Origin of the sequence: Streptomyces sp. NPDC047117 (assembly GCF_040643545.1) — a bacterium.
Taxonomy (GTDB): domain Bacteria; phylum Actinomycetota; class Actinomycetes; order Streptomycetales; family Streptomycetaceae; genus Streptomyces.
The window spans coordinates 236,236-254,249 of sequence record NZ_JBEYUN010000012.1; the positions used below are offsets into that span (position 1 = coordinate 236,236).

The window sequence follows — 18,014 nt, forward strand, 5'->3', positions numbered from 1 at the left end:
TCCATGGGATGGGAGGCGCCGGGCCGGTAACCGTCGAGCCGGCCCGGCGCGCATCCTTGTGCCGAGGCGCACCGTCTTGCGCCGGAAGTGGCCTGTTCGGCCCAATCCTTTCCGAACGGTCGAGTTGCGGCGTTAAGCCCCCGAGCTATCGGGAACTCGTCCGGGGGCGCCCGGAAGGACCGGTCGCGCCGCTGGCGAAAGGTGGCAGTACTCATGGGGCACGGCGGGGACGTCATCCAGGAACTGACCACCGACCACCGAGAGGTCACCGAGCTCTTCGGACGCATCGAGGGCGCCGTACCCGGGTCGGAGGAGCGCAAGCGCCTGGCCGACGAGCTGACGATCGAGCTGGTCCGGCACTCCGTGGCCGAGGAACAGCACCTCTATCCCGCCGTGCGCAAGCACGTCCCGGGCGGCGACGCGCTCGCCGACAAGGAGATCGCCGACCACGGCCGGGTCGAATCGCTGCTGAAGGAGCTGGAGAAGACCGGGGCCGAACACCTCGACTTCAGCCATCTGATCGTCAAGCTGCGCACCGAGGTCACCGCGCACCTCAGGGACGAGGAGAACCACCTCTTCCCGCAGCTGCGCGACGCCTGCCCGCAGGAGGAGCTGGACGCGCTCGGCGAGAAGATCCGCAGCGCGAAGAAGACGGCGCCCACCCGCCCGCACCCCAAGTCGCCCAGCACCCCGCCCGCCAACAAGCTGCTGGCCCCGGGAGCGGGGCTGGTCGACCGGGCGCGGGACTTCGTCACCGGGCGCGGCAAGTAGCCACGGCCCGGGGGCGCCCCGGCAACGACGGCGGTAGCGAGGCGGGGACGGACGAGGAGGTGGCCATGGCCCCTGAGGAGCGGGCGGCGCTCACCGAGCGCAAGAGCACGCTGCCCGGCGGCGCGGACCTGGACATGGTGGCGCTGGAACGGGCGCTGCGCGAGCGGGTCGAGGGGGAGGTGCGGTTCGACGCGGGCAGCCGGGGCGCGTACGCCACCGACGGCTCGAACTACCGGCAGGTGCCCATCGGCGTGGTCGCTCCCCGGAACGTGCGGGCGGGCGCGGCGGCGGTCGCGGTCTGCGCGGAGTTCGGCGCGCCGGTGCTCTCCCGGGGCGGCGGCACCAGCCTGGGCGGCCAGTGCACCAACACCGCGGTCGTCATCGACTGGACGAAGTACTGCCACCACCTGGTCTCGGTCGACCCCGAGCGCCGTACCTGCGTCGTCGAGCCGGGCATCGTGCTGGACGACCTCAACCGGAAGCTGGCGGAGTACGGCCTGAAGTTCGGCCCCAAGCCGTCCACGCACAGCCACTGCGCGCTCGGCGGCATGATCGGCAACAACTCCTGCGGCGCCTCGGCACAGGCGTACGGCAAGACCGCCGACAACGTGCGCCGCCTGGAAGTGCTCACCTACGACGGCACCCGGATGTGGGCCGGAGCCACCACCGACGCGGAGTTCGAGGAGACCGTCGCCGCCGGCGGCCGCAAAGGGGAGCTGTACCAGGGGCTGCGCCGCATCGCCGACCGCTACATGGCCGACATCCGGCGCGGCTACCCGCGCATCCCGCGCCGGGTCTCCGGCTACAACCTCGACGCGCTGCTGCCGGAGAACGAGTTCCACCTCGCCCGCGCGCTGACCGGCAGCGAAGGCACCCTGGTCACCGTCCTGCACGCGGAGCTGGAGCTGGTTCCGGTACCGGCCGCCGAGGCGATACTGGTCCTCGGGTACGACGACATCTGCGCCGCGGCCGACGACGTGCCCCGGCTGCTGAGGCACTGCCGCCCCACCCAGCTGGAGGCGCTGGACGGGCGGATGGCCCAGCTCATGCGCGAGGAGCACGCCTTCCTGGACTCCCTCGAACGGTTCCCCGAGGGCGAGAGCTGGCTGCTGCTGCAGTTCAGCGGCGACAACCAGGAGGACGTCGACGGGCAGGCCTGCGACCTGCTGCATGCGATCAACCGCGGCGAGGGCGACCCGGACGTGGCGTTCTCCGACGACCCCGTGCGCGAGCAGAAGATGCTCAAGGCCCGCGAGGCCGGGCTCGGCGTGACCGCGCGGCCCCCGGACGGCCGGGAGACCTGGGAGGGCTGGGAGGACTCAGCCGTACCGCCGGACAGGCTCGGCGACTATCTGCGCGACCTCAAGCAACTGTTCGCGGAGTTCGACTACGACCACCCCTCCCTCTACGGGCACTTCGGCCAGGGCTGCGTGCACACGCGCATCCCCTTCGAGCTGAAGACCGCCGAGGGTGTCGCCGCCTTCCGGGAGTTCCTGCACCGCGCCGCCGACCTCGTCGCCTCCTACGGCGGCTCGCTCTCCGGCGAGCACGGCGACGGGCAGGCCCGCGGCGAGCTGCTGCCGAAGATGTTCGGCGAGCGGCTGGTCACCGCGTTCGGCGAGCTCAAGGCGCTGTTCGACCCCGACGACCGGATGAACCCCGGCAAGGTCGTGGCGCCCCACCGCGTGGACGAGAACCTGCGGCTCGGCGCGGACTGGCGCCCCGAGAGCCACACCACGCACTTCGGCTATCCGGAGGACGACCACTCCTTCACCCGCGCGGTGATGCGCTGCGTCGGCATCGGCAACTGCCGTACCCACTCCGGCGGCGTGATGTGCCCCTCGTACCGGGCGACCAACGAGGAGGAGCACTCCACCCGCGGCCGGTCCCGGCTGCTGTTCGAAATGCTCGGCGGGCACCACGACTCGCCGGTCACCGACGGCTGGCGCTCCACCGAGGTCAAGGACGCCCTCGACCTCTGTCTGGCCTGCAAGGGCTGCAAGTCCGACTGCCCGGTCGGCGTCGACATGGCCACGTACAAGGCCGAGTTCCTCGCCCACCACTACGAAGGGCGGCTGCGGCCCGCGGCGCACTACTCCATGGGCTGGCTGCCGCTGTGGGCCCGGCTCTCCCGCGCGGCCCCACGGCTGGTCAACGCCGCACTCGGCGCACCCGGCCTCGGCCGGCTCGGCAAGGCCGCGGCCGGCGTCGCGGCGGAGCGCGCCGCGCCGGTCTTCGCCGAGGAGTCGTTCGTGCAGTGGTGGCGGGCGCGCAACACACCGGAACCCGACCCCGCCGACCCGCGCACCGTCCTCCTCTGGCCCGACACCTTCAGCACGTACTTCCACCCGGGCATCGCCAGGTCCGCGGTGCGCGTGCTGGAGGACGCGGGCTTCCGTGTCGCCGTGCCCACCCGGGCCGTGTGCTGCGGGCTGACCTGGATCTCCACCGGGCAGCTGCGCACCGCCAAGCACGTCCTCGGCCGCACCCTGGAGGTCCTGCGGCCCTGGCTGGCGGCCGGTACGCCGGTCATCGGGCTGGAACCGTCCTGCGCGGCCGTCTTCCGTGCCGACGCGCCCGAACTGCTGCCGGAGAACGAGGACGTCCGGCGGCTCGCCGGGCAGTTCCGCACCTTCGCTGAGCAGTTGCTCAACCACGCGCCCGGCGACTGGCGGCCGCCCCGGCTGGCCCGCAACGCCACCGTGCAGACCCACTGCCACCAGCACGCCGTCCTCAAGGACGACGCCGACCGTGAGCTGATGCGCCGGGCGGGCATCCAGGCCGAGGTGCTGGACGAGGGCTGCTGCGGACTGGCCGGCAACTTCGGCTTCGAGCGCGGCCACCACGACCTGTCGATGAAGGTCGGGGAACTGGGCGTACTGCCCGCCGTCCGGGACGCGGCGCCCAGCGACATCGTCCTCGCCGACGGGTTCAGCTGCCGTACCCAGATCGAGCAGGGCGGTACCGGGCGGCGCGCGCTGCACCTCGCCGAGGCCCTCGCGCTCGGCCTCGACGGGCCGCTGCCGGCCACCCGGCCCGAAGCACTCGCCCAGCGGCCCGCCGTCAGCACCCGCGACGGCCGGCTGCTCACCGCGGGCGCGCTGGCCGCCGCCGGCGCCGCGGCCGCCGTCGCCCTCCGGACGGCCCGCCGCCCGCACCGCACGTCACCCATCGGAAAGTGAGAGGTAAGCCAAGTGTCGATCAAGGTGTCCGACTACATCCTGCAGCGGCTGCGCGAGTGGGACGTCGACCACGTCTTCAGCTACGCGGGTGACGGCATCAACGGCCTGCTGGCCGCCTGGGGGAGGGCCGACAACAAGCCGGAGTTCGTCCAGGCGCGGCACGAGGAGATGGCCGCGTTCGAGGCCGTGGGGTACGCCAAGTTCTCCGGCCGGGTCGGCGTCTGCGCCGCGACCTCCGGGCCCGGCGCCATCCACCTGCTCAACGGCCTCTACGACGCCAAGCTCGACCACGTACCCGTCGTCGCCCTCGTCGGCCAGACCAACCGCAGCGCCATGGGCGGCTCCTACCAGCAGGAGGTCGACCTCGCGAGCCTCTACAAGGACGTCGCCTCCGACTTCTGCGAGACGGTGAACGTCCCCGAGCAGCTGCCCAACGTCATCGACCGGGCCATGCGCACCGCCATCGCCCGGCGCACCGTCACCGCGGTCATCATCCCCGCCGACGTGCAGGAGCTGGACTACACCCCGCCGAAGCACGCGTTCAAGATGGTGCCCTCCAGCCTGGGTATGGCCGATTACGCGCCGCTGCCCGCCAAGCCCGCGATCGCCGACGCCGCCGAGGTCATCAACGAGGGCGAGAAGGTCGCGATCCTCATCGGGCAGGGCGCGCGCGGCGCCCGCGCCGAGGTCGAGGAGCTGGCCGACGTCACCGGCGCCGGCGTCGCCAAGGCGCTGCTGGGCAAGGACGCGCTGCCGGACGACCTGCCGTACGTCACCGGTGCCATCGGCCTGCTCGGCACCCGGCCGTCCTACGAGCTGATGATGGAGTGCGACACCCTCGTCGTCATCGGCTCCAGCTTCCCGTACACCCAGTTCATGCCCGAACTGGACCAGGCGCGCGCGGTCAACATCGACATCGACCCGCACATGGTCGGCATGCGCTATCCCTTCGAGGTCAACCTCGTGGGCGATGCCAAGGAGACCCTGCGGGCGCTGCTGCCGCAGCTGAAGCGGAAGAAGCACGGCGACTGGCGCAAGAAGATCGAGAAGAACACCAAGCGCTGGTGGGAGGTCATGCAGCGGCGCGCCGCCGTGGACGCGGACCCGGTCAACCCCGAGTACGTCGTGCACGCGCTGGACCAGCTGCTGCCCAACGACGTGATCCTCGCCGCCGACTCCGGCTCCGCCGCCAACTGGTACGCGCGCCACCTGCGGATGCGCGGTGCCATGCGCGGCTCGCTGTCCGGCACCCTGGCCACCATGGGCCCCGGCGTGCCGTACGTCATCGGCGCCAAGTTCGCCCACCCCGACCGGCCCACGCTGGCCCTCGTCGGCGACGGCGCGATGCAGATGAACGGCATGGCCGAGCTGATCACCGCGGCCAAGTACTGGCACCGGTGGTCCGACCCGCGGCTCATCGTCGCCGTCCTGAACAACCAGGACCTCAACCAGGTCACCTGGGAGATGCGCGCGATGTCCGGCGCCCCGCAGTTCGAGCCCTCGCAGCACATCCCGGACGTGCCGTACGCCGACTTCGCCCGCTCCATCGGGCTCGGCGGCGTCCGCGTCGAGAAGCCCGGCGACGTGGAATCGGCGTGGCGCCAGGCCCTCTCCGCCGACCGCCCGTTCGTCATCGACTTCCGCACCGACCCGGCCGTGCCGCCGATCCCGCCGCACGCGAGCTTCGAGCAGATCGAGGCCGCCGCGACCGCCGTCCTCAAGGGCGACAGCGACCGCGCCGACGTGATCAAGCAGGGCCTCAAGGCCAAGGTCCAGGAGATGCTGCCCGGCAAGCGGCACCGCGAGGACCGGCCCGGCGCCGAGGGCGGCCGGAACGAGTGAACACCGCCGAGCACGAAGGGGGAGCCGAACCCCCGGTGGCGTCGGTCGGGACGGCGGTCCACACCGTCCCGACCGACGCCCCGGAGGGCGACGGGACCCTCACCTGGGACGCCACGACGCTGGTCCTGGTCACCGTGCGGTCCGGCACCACCACCGGCTTCGGCTGGACCTACGGCGCTCCCGCCACCGCCCAGGTCGTCACCGATCAGCTGGCCGACGTGGTGACCGGCCGGTGCGCCCTCGACGTGCCGGGCGCCAACGAAGCGATGAACCGGGCCGTCCGCAACGCCGGCCGGCCCGGCCTCGTCGCCGGTGCGATCTCGGCCGTCGACCTCGCGCTGTGGGACCTCAAGGCCCGGCTGCTGGACCTGCCGCTGGTACGGCTGCTCGGCGCGTGCCGGGCCGACGTACCGGTGTACGGCAGCGGCGGCTTCACCACGTACGACGCGGGGCAGCAGGAGCGGCAGCTGCGGCACTGGGTCGCGGAACAGGACATCCCCCGCGTCAAGATCAAGATCGGCGAGTCGTGGGGGAGCGCCACCCGGCGCGACGCCGAGCGCGTCACCGCGGCCCGCCGCACCATCGGCGACACCACCGACCTCTACGTAGACGCCAACGGCGGCTACTCCCGCAAGCAGGCGGTCCGGATGGCCACCCATCTCGCGCAGCAGGGCGTCACCTGGTTCGAGGAGCCCGTCTCCTCCGACGACCTCACCGGCCTCGCCCAGGTCCGTGGAGCCGTCACCGCCGACGTCACCGCGGGGGAGTACGGCTACACCCTGCCGTACTTCCATCACATGCTCCGCGCGGACGCGGTGGACTGCCTCCAGGCCGACGCCACGCGCTGCGGCGGCCTCACCGTGTGGCTGCGCGCCGCGGCCCTCGCCGAGGCCGCGGGCCTGGAGATCTCCGGCCACTGCGCGCCGCACGTCCACGCGCACGCGGCCGCCGCCGTGCCCAACCTGCGGCACCTGGAGTGGTTCCACGACCACGTACGCATCGAGAACCTGCTCTTCGACGGCGCCCTGGACCCGGCCGGCGGCAGCATCCGGCCCGGCGCCGACGGAGCGCCCGGACACGGGCTCACGCTCCGCGCCGACCTCGCCGAGAAGTACCGCACCCACTGACAGCTCCCCTCCACCCCGGCGGAACACCGGCAGGGCAGGACAGTTGAGGCGTACCGCTGGTTCGAGCGGAACCGGGCGGCGTGCCCGAACGGCCCCTCTCCTCTCGCGGGCCGCGCAGGTGAGAGGTGGAGTGGAACGTGCCACCGGTCCGCACTCCCGGTGGGCCGAGGCCGACCACGAGGAGACGTGACATGCCGCAGGGCTCCAGCAAGAAGCGCGAGCGTCAGTACGAGCACATCAAGGAGGGCGCGCAGAAGCGCGGCACTTCCACCGGCCGGGCGAAGGAGATCGCCGCGCGTACGGTCAACAAGGAGCGGGCCCGCACCGGCGAGTCGAAGACCGCGAGCAAGACCTCCACCCGGGACCGCAAGTCCGCACCGCAGCGCGGCGGCGAGCGGTCGGGCAACCGCATGGGCCCGCAGGGACCGACCAAGGACCAGCTCTACGCCGAGGCCAAGAAGAAGAACATCGACGGCCGTTCCTCGATGAACAAGGGCGAGCTGGCCAAGGCGCTCGGCCGCTGACCTGCCGCCCCCCCCGGGGCCGGAGCCGCGCTACGAGCGGTCGACCGTGATCGACCCGTTGCTCGTCGTCAGGTCGAGCCGGTACCGGCCGTCCGGGTCGTCGGACACCTCGATGCGCTTGTCACCATTGCTGGTCCGCGCGGACACGTCGTACCGCGCGGCCGGCACGGTGAGCGTGATGGCGCCGTTGGAGGTCTCCGCCCGTACGTCCTGCGGGCGCCCGGGCGCCAGGTCGATCTCGCCGTTGGTCGTCCGTGCCGTGATCGGGCCGCCGGCCAGGCCGCGTCCGTGGATCCGGCCGTTGCTGGTCCGTACGTCGGCCCGGCCGCTGACGCCGTCCAGTTCGATCGCGCCGTCGCTGGTGCCGACGTTCACCTTCCCCACCCGGCTCAGCCGGATCGCACCGGCCGTGGTCCCACCCGACACGGGCAGGCCGGCCGGCAGCTCGACCGTGTAATTCACCGAGCAGTCCCGGCCACAGCCGCCCAGCACCAGGACGCCGTTCTCGACGCGGTGGCTCGCGCCCTGCGGCCGTTCGTCGTGGTAGGTCACCGTGCGATGCACGGACACCTCCGTGACGCCCTTCCCGCCGCGCAGTTCGACGCCGCCCGCGCGCGAGTCCAGCCGTACCGAGGTGATCTTCTGCGACACCGTGGCGTCGTCCTTGAACGTCCGCCCCGACACGGCGTCGCACGCGACGAGCGCGCCTGTTCCCAGTCCGGCCACCAGCGTGACCGAGATGAGCCGACGCGTTCGCCGCTGCATGAATTCCCCCTGCCGGATCGTTTGTTACGCGGCCCGGAACCCCCGTGACCCGGGCCGACGCCGCACGATCCTAGGGCGCTCCCGTACGCCGCGACCATCGGGAAAACCCCCGTATCAGCCTTACGGGTCGCCCCCGCCCCGCCCCGCCGGCGCCGCGTCCCGGTCGTGCGCGAGCCGCCCCGCGACGTACGTGGCGCGTACCGCGCGGTCGTCCCCCATCGCCGCGAGCACGAGCAGCAGCTCCTCGATGTCCTCCGCGCGTGCGGTGCGCCGGGCGAGCAGCGGCGTGGCCCGCGGGTCGAGCACCGCGAAGTCCGCCTCCTGGCCCGGCGTGAGGGAGCCGACGGTGTCCGCCAGGCCGAGCGCGGCGGCGCCGCCCCGGGTGGCGAGGTGGTACGCCTGCGCGGTGTCGATCGGGGCGCCGCACACCGCGGCCACCCGGTACGCGTCGTAGACCGTGGACAGCATCGAGAAGGTGGGGCCCGCGCCGACGTCGGTACCGAGGCCGACGGTCACCGGACGCGGGCCGCCGGCGGTCTCGCGCGCCGGGAACAGGCCGCTGCCCAGTGCGAGGTTGGAGCCGGGACAGTGCGCGAGGGCGGTGCCGGTGGCGGCGCAGCGGTCGCGTTCGGCGGGGGAGAGGTGCACACCGTGCGCGAGCACCGCGCCCGGCCCGAGCAGCCCGTAATGGTCGTAGATGTCGAGATAGCCGGCCCGGCCGGGGAACAGCGAGCGGGCCCAGGTGACTTCGTCCGGTGTCTCCGACACATGGGTGTGCAGGAGCGTGCCGGGGTGTTCGTGCCACAGCGCGGCGGCCGCTTCGAGTTGTGCCGGGGTGCTGCTGGGCGCGAAACGGGGGGTGATGGCGTACTGGGCACGCCCCTTGCCGTGCCAGCGGCCGAGGAGCGCCTTGGACTCTTCGTAACCGCTGTCCGCGGTGTCGAGCAGTGCGTCGGGCGCGTTGCGGTCCATGAGCACCTTGCCGCAGGCGATGCGGAGGTTCCGCCGGGCGGCCTCGGCGAACAGGGCGTCGGCGGACCCGGGGTGGACGGAGCCGAAGACCAGGGCGGTCGTGGTGCCGTTGCGCAGCAGCTGGTGGCAGAGGACGGCGGCGGCCTCGCGGGCGTACCCGGCGTCCGCGAACCGCTCCTCCTCGGGGAACGCGCGCCGCTCCAGCCACCCCGTCAGATCGGCGCCGAACGCGGTCATGACGTCGGTCTGCACGCCGTGCACGTGGGCGTCGACGAACCCGGGGACGATGACCTGGTCCGGGTAGTGCACGGGGATGACGCCCGCGGGCAGCCGGTGGCGGAGCGCGGCGTGCTCGCCCGCCGCGGTGACGCGGCCGTCGGCGCAGATCAGGAGCCCGTCGGACACGTACCGCAGCGCCTCGCCGGAGCCGGTGCGGAACGGGTCGGCCGGGAAGCGGACGAGCGGGCCGCGTACGGCGGTGACGGCCGGGCCGTTGCCGGCTCCGGTGTCGTCGAGGGCGGGCATGGTGGCGCACCTCCGGGGTCGGGGCGGGCCGGGCCGTCCGTCAGGGGGCGCCCGGGGCGGTCCAGCCCGGGGGGAACGGGTCGGGGCCGGCGGCCGGGGGCGTGGGTTCGCCGGCGGCGGTGGCGAAGGCGGTCAGCGCCGACACCAGTTCGGCGCGGTGCGCGGCAGGCATCCGCCCGACGATCTCCGCGATCTCGGCGTGCCGCCGCGCCGTGACCTCCTCGACGATGCGCCGGCCCGCTTCGGTCAGCTGCAGAATCGTTTCTCGGCGGCTGCGGGGATTGACCTCGCGCCGCACGAAACCGGCCGCGATCAGCCGGTCGATCATGCGCAGCGCGGTGGAAGGATTGACCCCCAGCAGCTCCGCGACGGTCACCAGCTTGGCGCCCCCGTGCGCGGACAGCACGGCCAGCAGCCGGAACTGCGGCAGCGTGACGGTCTCCCCGATGGCGGCCAGCGAGCGCGCCGAGACGGCCACCAGCACTTGGGACGCGGTGAGCACCGCTCGTGTCACCGCGTCCACGTCGTCGTCCGCCTGCCCGGCGCCCTCGGTCATGACCCCTTTCTACCCTGTCAGCGCAGCGGCGGGGACTTGTCGTCGGTCACGTTCTCGTCGTCCACGACATGCATCGCGGCCTCCTCGGCGCCCGCCGCGCCGCCGTCGATGCCCACGTCCCGGGCGACGACGTCGTTGGCGTTGCGGCCGCGGTCCGGATAGCCCTGGTCGCCGCCGACGATCCGCCCGGCGCGGTCCTCGCCGACCTGGTCGTCGATCGGCTCGCCGTCCGTGTCCAGCGCGTCGCCGATGCCGTCGCCGTCGGGCGGGGTCACGTCCGGCACCTCCTCGGCCAGCCGCTCCTCCAGGCTCTCGCCCGCGCGCTGCTCGTTCGCCGTGGTGCCCTTCTTGTTCACCCCGAGGGGCTTCTCGGGCGGGGAGTACCCCTGGTCCAGCTGCTCGTCGGCGTCCGGCTCGTCGAGGGCGTCCTGCATGTCGAGGTCGTCGGGCTCGGCCGGCCCCTCGTCGGCCGCCGGCTGGTAGACCTCGTCACCCATCGCCTCGTCGGACATGGCCGCTCTCCTCTCCTGGACTGCCGTTCCGCGGGATCGCGCCGGTGCGTACTCCGGTGTGCTCTCCCGGCCGGTGCGGAACGGGTGCCCGTTCCTGTCTCCGTGCACCCCACCCTGCGGAACCGTCACATATCGCGCAAACGCAACGTCGTACGGCGGGCGAGTACCCGTGTGCCGCCGGCTCACCGCCCGCTGCGGTAATCCGCACCCGCTCGGCGGATCCCCTGAGCGCTGCCGGGTCGTACGAGTACCCGCCCGCCCCTCCGACGTGCGTCACTGGGCGGCGTGCCTCACCGGACGGTCAGGACCAGCTTTCCGGTCGTGCGCCCGGTCTCGCCGGCCGCGTGGGCCGCGGCGGCGTCCGCGAGCGGGAAGGTCCGGTCGACGTGGACCCGCAGCGCGCCCTCCTCGACGAGGCCGGCGACCGCCCGCATGCTCGCGTGGTCGGCCTCGACCACCATCGCCTTGAGGCCGACCCCGAGTTCCGCCGCCTTCGCCACGTCCTCGGGGGTGCCGCCACTGAGGATCGACACGAGGGTGCCGCCCTTGCGCAGGACGCCGAGGGACCGGGTGAGGGTCTCGCCGGCGAGGGTGTCCAGCACGACGTCGACCTCGCCGGCGGCCTCGGCGAAGTCCGTGCTGCGGTAGTCGATCAGCTCGTCGGCGCCCAGCCCGCGCAGGAATTCGTGCTTGCCCGCGCTCGCCGTGCCGATCACGTACGCGCCGCGCGCCTTGGCGATCTGTACGGCGAGGTGGCCCACCCCGCCCGCGGCCGCGTGGATCAGTACGCGCTGCCCCGGCCGGACGTCGGCGGTGTCGACGAGCGCCTGGTAGGCGGTGAGTGCGGCCAGCGGCAGCGCTCCGGCCCGGACATGGTCGAGCCCTGCGGGCTTGCGGACGAACGCCCGCGCGGGCCCGGTGACGTACTCGGCGTGGGTGCCGACGCCGTGGGGATAGGGCACCATGCCGAAGACCTCGTCGCCGGGCTCGAACAGGGTGACGCCGAAGCCGACCGCCGCCACGACGCCGGAAACGTCCCAGCCGAGGACCAGGGGCAGCCGGTGGACGAACCGCCCGCCCGCGCGGTGCTTCCAGTCGGTGGGGTTGACGCCGGCCGCGTGGACGGCGATGAGGACCTGGCCCGGACCGGGCTCCGGCCGCGGGAGTCCGGTCTCCTTCAGCACCTCGGGACCGCCGTGCACGTCCTGGCTGATGGCTCGCATGGTGAGTTCGTTCATGCCCCCAGCCTCGCGAGGCCGGGGCAGCGGGACAATGGCATGAATGCCAACAACCGCTAGGATCGTGCCATGTCCGCGCATCGAGTCGTGACCCTGGCCCTCGACGGGGTCTTCCCCTTCGAACTCGGCATCCCGAGCCGCATCTTCGGTGCGGCGGACGGCCGCTACGAAGTGCTGACCTGCACCCCCGACGGCCGTCCGGTGCAGGGCGAGTCCGGCATCACGATCGCCTCCGCGCACGGTCCGGAGATCCTGGCCACGGCCGACACCGTGGTGGTCCCCTCCATCGCGCCGTCGCGGGTCACCGAGCGGCTCCCGGAGCCGGTGGCCGCCGCGCTCGCGACGGTCCGGCCCGGTACCCGTACCGTCTCCATCTGCACCGGTGCCTTCGTACTGGCCGCCGCCGGGCTGCTCGACGGGCGCGCCGCCACCACGCACTGGGAGCTCGCGGACCTCTTCCGGCGGTGGTTCCCGCGGGTCGCGCTCGACCCCGACGTGCTCTTCGTCGACGACGGTGACGTGCTGACCTCGGCCGGGGCGGCGTCCGGCCTCGATGTCTGCCTGCACATCCTGCGCAACGACCACGGCAGCGAGCTCGCCAACCACGTGGCGCGGCGCTGCGTGGTGCCGCCCTTCCGCGACGGCGGTCAGGCGCAGTACATCGAGGAGCCGGTGCCCCGGCCCACCGCGACGGGCACGGCGGCCACGCAGAGCTGGGCCCTGGAGAACCTCCACCGGCCGCTGACCCTGGCCGACCTCGCCGGTCACGCCCGGATGAGCCTGCGCACCTTCGCCCGCCGGTTCCGGGAGGAGACCGGTGTGAGCCCCGGCCGCTGGCTCACCCAGCAGCGGGTGCTGCGCGCCCGCCGCCTCCTGGAGACCAGCGACCTGCCGGTGGACCGGATCGCGGGGCAGGTGGGCTTCGCCACGGGCGCGTCGCTGCGCCAGCATCTGCACGCCGCCATCGGCGTCTCGCCGGGGGCGTACCGGAACACGTTCCAGCAGGCCCGCTGAGCCCGGCGGCGCGGCGGCCGGGCTCAGCGGACCTGGATTCGGTGGGCCGGGGGTTCAGGAGGTTTCCGCCTCGACGTCCTCCACCACGTCCTTCTCCAGCGCCGCGCGTACGAGGGCGGCGGCGAAGACAGCGGTGTCGTCGGCCGACACCAGCCGCGCCAGCGCGTCGGGGTCCTTGGGGAGCCCCAGCCGCTCCGCGCCCTGCAGGGCCTTGCCGTCGATGTACGGGGTGAGGTCCGGCCAGACGGCCTGGGCCTCGCGCAGGAAGATGCCGGCGCCGGCCGGGCCGAGCCCCGGCACCTTCTGGAGCAGCTCCCGCAGCCGGCCGACGTCGCCGCCGGCCTCCTCACGGAGCTTCCGCAGGTCTCCCTTGTAGTCGTCCAGCAGCAGTTGCGCCCCGTCCCCGAGCTGGGTGGCGGTGCGCTCGTCGTAGCGGCGGTAGCTGCCCCGGCCCAGGGCGTCCACCCGCTGCTGCCAGGTGGCGTCCCGCATGCTCCGGGCGTCCCGCATGCCGGCCTCGAACAGCTCGTGGGCCGCCGAGACCGCCACCGAGGCCCGGATGCGGGCGCTGAGCAGGCAGGACAGCACGAGCAGCTGGTACAGCGGCTGCGGAGTGTCGCGGAGCGTGATGCCCGCCTCCGCCGCGTACGTCTGCCCGTGCGTCGTCAGCAGGGCCTGCGCGGTCTTTCGCTGGTCACCCGTCATACGCAGGGCTCCTCGTGCGGGTCGGTTCGCGTGGGATGCGTGGGGACTAGTGCGCGCCCCGCGAGGCGCCGCCGAAGAGGCGGGCGAGTGCGCGGAAGGGGAGCGTCACCACGGCGGCGATGGTGCTGCCGATGGCCCGCAGAACGTCGGCGATGGCGCTGAGCACGATTCCTCCTTGTATGGGCGGACTGTTCCTGTCCCTCGGGTTACCGGAATCGCGGAACGTAATCATGGCCGGTGGGACGCGCGGCCCCGTGCCGTTCAGCCGGGCGGGTCACCCGGTCGGCAGGGTGCGTACAGGGCCTCCGGGGCGCACTCGGCAGGCGCACCCGGGCCGTCGCCGGTAGAACGGTACGAGATACACAGGGGTCCCGAGAGGCGACACCCAGTGATGCCGTCCACCCGCGTGCTCGTCCTGGCGAGGTGCCGCATGACCGAATCCGTTCACGACGGCGCGCCCCGCGCGGGCGGCCGTCCCACCGGGCGGCACGAGCGGCCCGCCGCCGTGCTCTTCGACCGGGACGGCACGCTCATCGAGGACGTGCCCCACAACAGCGACCCGCGACTGGTCCGCGTACTGCCCGGCGTGCCCGAGGCGCTCCGGCTGCTGCGCGACGCCGGCATCCCCACCGCCGTCGTCAGCAACCAGTCGGGCGTGGGCCGTGGCCTGCTGACCGAACAGCAGGTGCGGCTGGTCAACGCCCGGGTGGACGACGCGCTCGGCGGCTTCGGCACCTGGGTGTACTGCCCGCACCGCCCCGACGCCCGCTGCCACTGCCGCAAACCGAAGCCGGGGCTGGTGATCGAGGCGGCCCGCCGGCTCGCCGTACCGGCCGAGAAGTGCGTGGTCATCGGCGACATCGGGGCCGACGTGCTGGCGGCGCAGGCCGCCGGCGCCCGCGCCGTTCTCGTACCCAACGCCGTCACCCGCGCGGAAGAGATCGCGGCGGCGTCCTGCACCGCGCCCGACGTGCTCACGGCCGTACGGGGGCTGCTCGGCCCCGGCCCGGAGACCGTGCCCGTCGCCGAGACCTGGGGGTGGGACCGGTGATGTCCCCCGTGGCGCGCCTCGTACGCTTCGACAGGATGGTGTGACATGACCGCCGCAGCCGAACCCACCGGACCCTGCTCGCCGCGGCCCCGCCTGCTGGTGCTGCGCGCGCTGGGCCTGGGCGACCTGCTCACCGGCGTCCCCGCACTGCGCGGCATCCGCCGGCACTTCCCCCACCACGCCGTCGTGCTGGCCACGCCGCCGGCCCTGACCGACGCGGCGCTGGCCACCGGCGCGGTGGACGCGGTGCTCGCCGCGCAGGCGCCGGGCCGCGGCGTCCCCGCGCTGCGGCACTGGCCCGGCGCGGCCCCCGACGTCGCCATCGACCTGCACGGCAACGGCCCGGACAGCGCGGACGTGCTCGCGGAGCTGCATCCCGGGCGGCTCATCGCGTACGCGGCGCGGGACTCGCCCGCCGCGGCCCTCGGCGTCTGGGAGCGCGGGGAGCACGAACGCACCCGCTGGTGCAGCGTCCTCGCCGCGTACGGCATCGCCGCCGACCCCGAGGACCACCGGCTCCCGGTACCGCGGGACCACTCGCCCGCGCCGGGCGCCGTGGTGATCCACCCCGGGGCCGGCGCCGCGGCCCGCCGCTGGCCGGCCCACCGCTTCGGTGCGGTCGCCGCGCGGCTGCGTGCGGCCGGACGGCGGGTGGTGGTGTTCGGCGGGCCGGGAGAGGAAGACCTGGCCCTGACCGTGGCGGCGGCCGCGGGGCTCGGGCCGGGCGAAGTCCTCACCGGCGGACTGCCGTTCGGCGAACTGTCCGCGCTCGTCGCACGGGCCGCCGTGCTCGTCAGCGGCGACACCGGCACCGCCCACCTCGCCACCGCGCACGGCACGCCCTCGGTCACCCTCTTCGGCCCGGTCCCGCCGCGCCTGTGGGGGCCGCCGCCCAGCGACCGGCACACCGCCCTGTGGCACCCGGGCCCGCCCGGCGACCCGTACGGCACCGAGCCCGACCCGCTGTTGCTGCGGATCGGCGTGGACGAGGTGGTGGAGGCGGCGCTGTGGCACGACCGCGAGGCCGCCCCCATGCCGCGGGCCGTCGAAGCCGGCGGCGCGCCGATCGGCCGTTCCCGGCTGCGGCGCAAGGTGCGGGCGCCCGGCACACTCCCGCACCGCGGCGCTCCCGGCACGGCACGGCCCCGGGCCACCGGGGAGGTCGGACCGTGACCGCCGGGCGGCAGGCGTCCCTGGCGGGCATGCGTGCGCCCGGCTGCCGTGGGTACTGCGACAGCGGGTCGCCGCCGCCCGGCGGTACGTCGGCCGGGCAGCCCGGAGGCGCGTTCGGACCAGCCGGCACGCATGATCCACCGTGAGCGTGGAACTCTGGACAAGGCGCCCATAACGCCCACTTGTTTCCGATGATCCGTGAGGACGTGAACACCATGCAGGTGGCATTCCTGGTGGCCCCCGAAGGCGTCGAGCAGGTCGAACTGACGGAGCCCTGGCAGGCAGTGAAGGACGCCGGTCACGAACCACGGCTGGTCTCCACGAAATCCGGGCAGGTCCAGGGCTTCCACCACCTCGACAAGGCCGACACCTTCGACGTCGACTCCGCCGTCGCCGACGCGCGGGTCGAGGACTACGGCGGCCTCGTCCTGCCCGGCGGTGTCGCCAACCCCGACTTCCTTCGCATGGACAAGAAGGCCGTCGCCTTCGTCAAGGGCTTCTTCGACGCGGGCAAGCCCGTCGCCGCGATCTGCCACGCCCCCTGGACGCTGGTCGAGGCCGACGTGGTGCGCGGCCGCACCCTCACCTCCTGGCCCAGCCTGCAGACCGACATCCGCAACGCGGGCGGCGTCTGGGTCGACGAGCAGGTCAAGGTCTGCACCGGCGGCTCGAACACCCTGATCACCAGCCGCAAGCCGGACGACCTGAGCGCCTTCAACGGCGCCCTCGTCAAGGAATTCACCGCCCAGGACCACCGGTCCTGAGCCGGCCCCTCACCTGACCCACAGCTCTCCGCGAGCGGGAGGCAGCGATGCGCGCCCTCACCTGGCACGGGAAGCGGGACGTACGGATCGACACCGTCCCCGACCCGAAGATCCAGGATCCGACCGACGTGCTGGTGAAGATCACCTCCACCGGCATCTGCGGCTCGGACCTGCATCTGTACGAAGTACTCGGCCCCTTCCTGGAACCGGGCGACATCCTCGGCCACGAGCCCATGGGCATCGTCGAGGAGGTCGGCCCGGAGGTCACCCGGCTCAAGGCGGGGGACCGGGTCGTGGTGCCCTTCAACGTCTCCTGCGGCACGTGCTGGATGTGCTCCAAGGGCCTGCACTCGCAGTGCGAGACCACCCAGGTCCGGGAGCGCGGCAAGGGCGCCTCGCTCTTCGGGTTCACCAAGATGTACGGCCAGGTGCCCGGCGGTCAGGCGGAGTTCCTGCGGGTGCCGTTCGGCGACCAGCTGCCGATCAACGTGCCGCACGGGCCCCCGGACGACCGCTTCGTCTACCTCTCCGACGTACTGCCCACCGCCTGGCAGTCCGTGGAGTACGCGGACATCCCGCCCGGCGGCACCCTCACGGTCCTCGGCCTCGGCCCCATCGGCGACATGGCGGCGCGGATCGCCCTCCACCGGGGCGCGTCGAAGGTGATCGGCGTCGATCTGGTGCCCGAGCGCCTCGCGCGGGCGCGGGCCCGCGGCGTGCACACCCTGGACCTCACGGAGTACGGCAAGGACACCGCCGACGAGATCCGCCGGCTCACCGACGGCCGGGGCACCGACGCCGTCATCGAGGCCGTCGGCATGGAGGCGCACGGCACGTCGGGCGCGAAGCTGGCGCAGCAGGCCGTGGGGCTGCTGCCGAGCGCGGTCGCCCAGAAGGTCACCGAACGCGCCGGGGTGGACCCGCTCGCCGCCCTGAACCTGGCGATCGACGCGGTCCGGCGCGGCGGCACCCTCTCCATCTCGGGCGTCTACGGCGGCAACGTCGACCCGCTGCCGCTGCTGACCATGTTCGACAAGCAGATCCAGATCCGCATGGGCCAGGCGAACGTCCGCCGCTGGGTGGACGACATCCTGCCGCTGCTGGACGACGCGGACGTCCTCGGCGTCGAGGACTTCGCCACCCACCGGCTGCCGCTGGAGGAAGGCCCCGAGGCCTACGCCACCTTCCAGGCGAAGAAGGACGGCATGGTCAAGACGCTGCTCCAGCCATGAACTGACACTGCGTCACCAGGTGTACCGCGGCGGGCCCGCCGGACTCCGGTCGGGCCCGCCG

Annotated in this window: 17 protein-coding genes; 10 read left to right on the forward strand and 7 right to left on the reverse strand. The window is 73.5% G+C overall.

Translation table 11 applies throughout. From position 1 onward, the window contains the following. Positions 1-213 precede the first annotated feature (213 nt). The 5 genes from ABZ840_RS23965 (at position 214) to ABZ840_RS23985 (ending at position 7,446) form a co-directional block, all read left to right on the forward strand. Positions 214-771, forward strand: coding sequence for a hemerythrin domain-containing protein (locus tag ABZ840_RS23965; RefSeq protein WP_361562154.1), 558 nt, complete (start codon positions 214-216; stop codon positions 769-771). Between the two features lie 134 nt (positions 772-905). Continuing rightward, positions 906-3,953, forward strand: a complete 3,048-nt coding sequence (locus tag ABZ840_RS23970; protein WP_361562187.1) for an FAD-binding and (Fe-S)-binding domain-containing protein — start codon at positions 906-908, stop codon at positions 3,951-3,953. A gap of 18 nt (positions 3,954-3,971) precedes the next feature. Next, positions 3,972-5,795 carry a thiamine pyrophosphate-requiring protein gene (locus ABZ840_RS23975; RefSeq protein WP_361562188.1) on the forward strand — a complete coding sequence of 608 codons (1,824 nt, stop codon included), beginning with the start codon at positions 3,972-3,974 and terminating at the stop codon, positions 5,793-5,795. Continuing rightward, on the forward strand, positions 5,792-6,922 hold the full coding sequence (locus tag ABZ840_RS23980; protein ID WP_361562155.1) for an enolase C-terminal domain-like protein: 1,131 nt from the start codon (positions 5,792-5,794) through the stop codon (positions 6,920-6,922). Before ABZ840_RS23975 ends, ABZ840_RS23980 begins: the two co-directional genes overlap by 4 nt. 191 nt (positions 6,923-7,113) lie before the next feature. Next, complete coding sequence (locus ABZ840_RS23985; RefSeq protein ID WP_361562156.1) at positions 7,114-7,446, forward strand: plasmid stabilization protein; 333 nt, start codon at positions 7,114-7,116, stop codon at positions 7,444-7,446. Positions 7,447-7,476: 30 nt separating this feature from the next. Here ABZ840_RS23985 and ABZ840_RS23990 read toward each other — a convergent pair whose 3' ends face one another. From ABZ840_RS23990 to ABZ840_RS24010, 5 genes are all read right to left on the reverse strand, one after another. After that, entirely contained in the window at positions 7,477-8,211 is a 735-nt protein-coding gene (locus ABZ840_RS23990; protein WP_361562157.1) for a DUF4097 family beta strand repeat-containing protein, read from the reverse strand. 120 nt (positions 8,212-8,331) lie between these two features. Beyond that, complete coding sequence (gene guaD, locus ABZ840_RS23995; RefSeq protein ID WP_361562158.1) at positions 8,332-9,708, reverse strand: guanine deaminase; 1,377 nt, start codon at positions 9,706-9,708, stop codon at positions 8,332-8,334. 40 nt (positions 9,709-9,748) lie between these two features. After that, positions 9,749-10,264, reverse strand: coding sequence for a MarR family transcriptional regulator (locus ABZ840_RS24000; protein WP_361562159.1), 516 nt, complete (start codon positions 10,262-10,264; stop codon positions 9,749-9,751). 17 nt (positions 10,265-10,281) lie between these two features. Beyond that, positions 10,282-10,776, reverse strand: coding sequence for a DUF5709 domain-containing protein (locus ABZ840_RS24005; protein ID WP_361562160.1), 495 nt, complete (start codon positions 10,774-10,776; stop codon positions 10,282-10,284). Between the two features lie 290 nt (positions 10,777-11,066). Further along, on the reverse strand, positions 11,067-11,999 hold the full coding sequence (locus tag ABZ840_RS24010) for an NADP-dependent oxidoreductase (protein ID WP_361562189.1): 933 nt from the start codon (positions 11,997-11,999) through the stop codon (positions 11,067-11,069). Positions 12,000-12,083: 84 nt separating this feature from the next. Between ABZ840_RS24010 and ABZ840_RS24015 the strand changes: the two genes are divergently transcribed. Further along, positions 12,084-13,028 (forward strand): helix-turn-helix domain-containing protein, encoded by a 945-nt coding sequence (locus tag ABZ840_RS24015; RefSeq protein WP_361562161.1) that lies wholly within the window; start codon positions 12,084-12,086, stop codon positions 13,026-13,028. Between the two features lie 54 nt (positions 13,029-13,082). Here ABZ840_RS24015 and ABZ840_RS24020 read toward each other — a convergent pair whose 3' ends face one another. Continuing rightward, the gene (locus tag ABZ840_RS24020) at positions 13,083-13,733 is read right to left on the reverse strand and encodes an endonuclease (protein ID WP_361562162.1); all 651 of its coding nucleotides are present in this window, start codon (positions 13,731-13,733) and stop codon (positions 13,083-13,085) included. A 46-nt stretch (positions 13,734-13,779) separates the two neighbouring features. Then, positions 13,780-13,899, reverse strand: a complete 120-nt coding sequence (locus ABZ840_RS24025) for an LPFR motif small protein (protein ID WP_281179349.1) — start codon at positions 13,897-13,899, stop codon at positions 13,780-13,782. 264 nt (positions 13,900-14,163) lie between these two features. On the opposite strand from ABZ840_RS24025, the gene ABZ840_RS24030 reads away from it, so the two are divergent. From ABZ840_RS24030 to ABZ840_RS24045, 4 genes are all read left to right on the forward strand, one after another. After that, positions 14,164-14,784 (forward strand): HAD family hydrolase, encoded by a 621-nt coding sequence (locus ABZ840_RS24030; RefSeq protein WP_361562163.1) that lies wholly within the window; start codon positions 14,164-14,166, stop codon positions 14,782-14,784. Between the two features lie 45 nt (positions 14,785-14,829). Further along, the gene (locus ABZ840_RS24035; protein ID WP_361562164.1) at positions 14,830-15,957 is read left to right on the forward strand and encodes a glycosyltransferase family 9 protein; all 1,128 of its coding nucleotides are present in this window, start codon (positions 14,830-14,832) and stop codon (positions 15,955-15,957) included. A 215-nt stretch (positions 15,958-16,172) separates the two neighbouring features. Further along, positions 16,173-16,721 carry a type 1 glutamine amidotransferase domain-containing protein gene (locus ABZ840_RS24040; protein ID WP_361562165.1) on the forward strand — a complete coding sequence of 183 codons (549 nt, stop codon included), beginning with the start codon at positions 16,173-16,175 and terminating at the stop codon, positions 16,719-16,721. Between the two features lie 47 nt (positions 16,722-16,768). Next, on the forward strand, positions 16,769-17,953 hold the full coding sequence (locus tag ABZ840_RS24045) for a zinc-dependent alcohol dehydrogenase (protein WP_361562166.1): 1,185 nt from the start codon (positions 16,769-16,771) through the stop codon (positions 17,951-17,953). Positions 17,954-18,014: the final 61 nt, after the last annotated feature.

Coding starts and splice junctions, on each gene's coding strand:
- ABZ840_RS24030 (WP_361562163.1), top strand. CDS start 14,164: ATGACCGAATCCGTTCACGACGGCGCGCCCCGCGCGGGCGGCCGTCCC.
- ABZ840_RS23970 (WP_361562187.1), top strand. CDS start 906: ATGGTGGCGCTGGAACGGGCGCTGCGCGAGCGGGTCGAGGGGGAGGTG.
- ABZ840_RS24020 (WP_361562162.1), bottom strand. CDS start 13,733: ATGACGGGTGACCAGCGAAAGACCGCGCAGGCCCTGCTGACGACGCAC.
- ABZ840_RS24015 (WP_361562161.1), top strand. CDS start 12,084: ATGTCCGCGCATCGAGTCGTGACCCTGGCCCTCGACGGGGTCTTCCCC.
- ABZ840_RS24010 (WP_361562189.1), bottom strand. CDS start 11,999: ATGCGAGCCATCAGCCAGGACGTGCACGGCGGTCCCGAGGTGCTGAAG.
- ABZ840_RS24040 (WP_361562165.1), top strand. CDS start 16,173: ATGCAGGTGGCATTCCTGGTGGCCCCCGAAGGCGTCGAGCAGGTCGAA.
- guaD (WP_361562158.1), bottom strand. CDS start 9,708: ATGCCCGCCCTCGACGACACCGGAGCCGGCAACGGCCCGGCCGTCACC.
- ABZ840_RS24035 (WP_361562164.1), top strand. CDS start 14,830: ATGACCGCCGCAGCCGAACCCACCGGACCCTGCTCGCCGCGGCCCCGC.
- ABZ840_RS24005 (WP_361562160.1), bottom strand. CDS start 10,776: ATGTCCGACGAGGCGATGGGTGACGAGGTCTACCAGCCGGCGGCCGAC.
- ABZ840_RS24045 (WP_361562166.1), top strand. CDS start 16,769: ATGCGCGCCCTCACCTGGCACGGGAAGCGGGACGTACGGATCGACACC.
- ABZ840_RS23965 (WP_361562154.1), top strand. CDS start 214: ATGGGGCACGGCGGGGACGTCATCCAGGAACTGACCACCGACCACCGA.
- ABZ840_RS24000 (WP_361562159.1), bottom strand. CDS start 10,264: ATGACCGAGGGCGCCGGGCAGGCGGACGACGACGTGGACGCGGTGACA.
- ABZ840_RS23985 (WP_361562156.1), top strand. CDS start 7,114: ATGCCGCAGGGCTCCAGCAAGAAGCGCGAGCGTCAGTACGAGCACATC.
- ABZ840_RS23990 (WP_361562157.1), bottom strand. CDS start 8,211: ATGCAGCGGCGAACGCGTCGGCTCATCTCGGTCACGCTGGTGGCCGGA.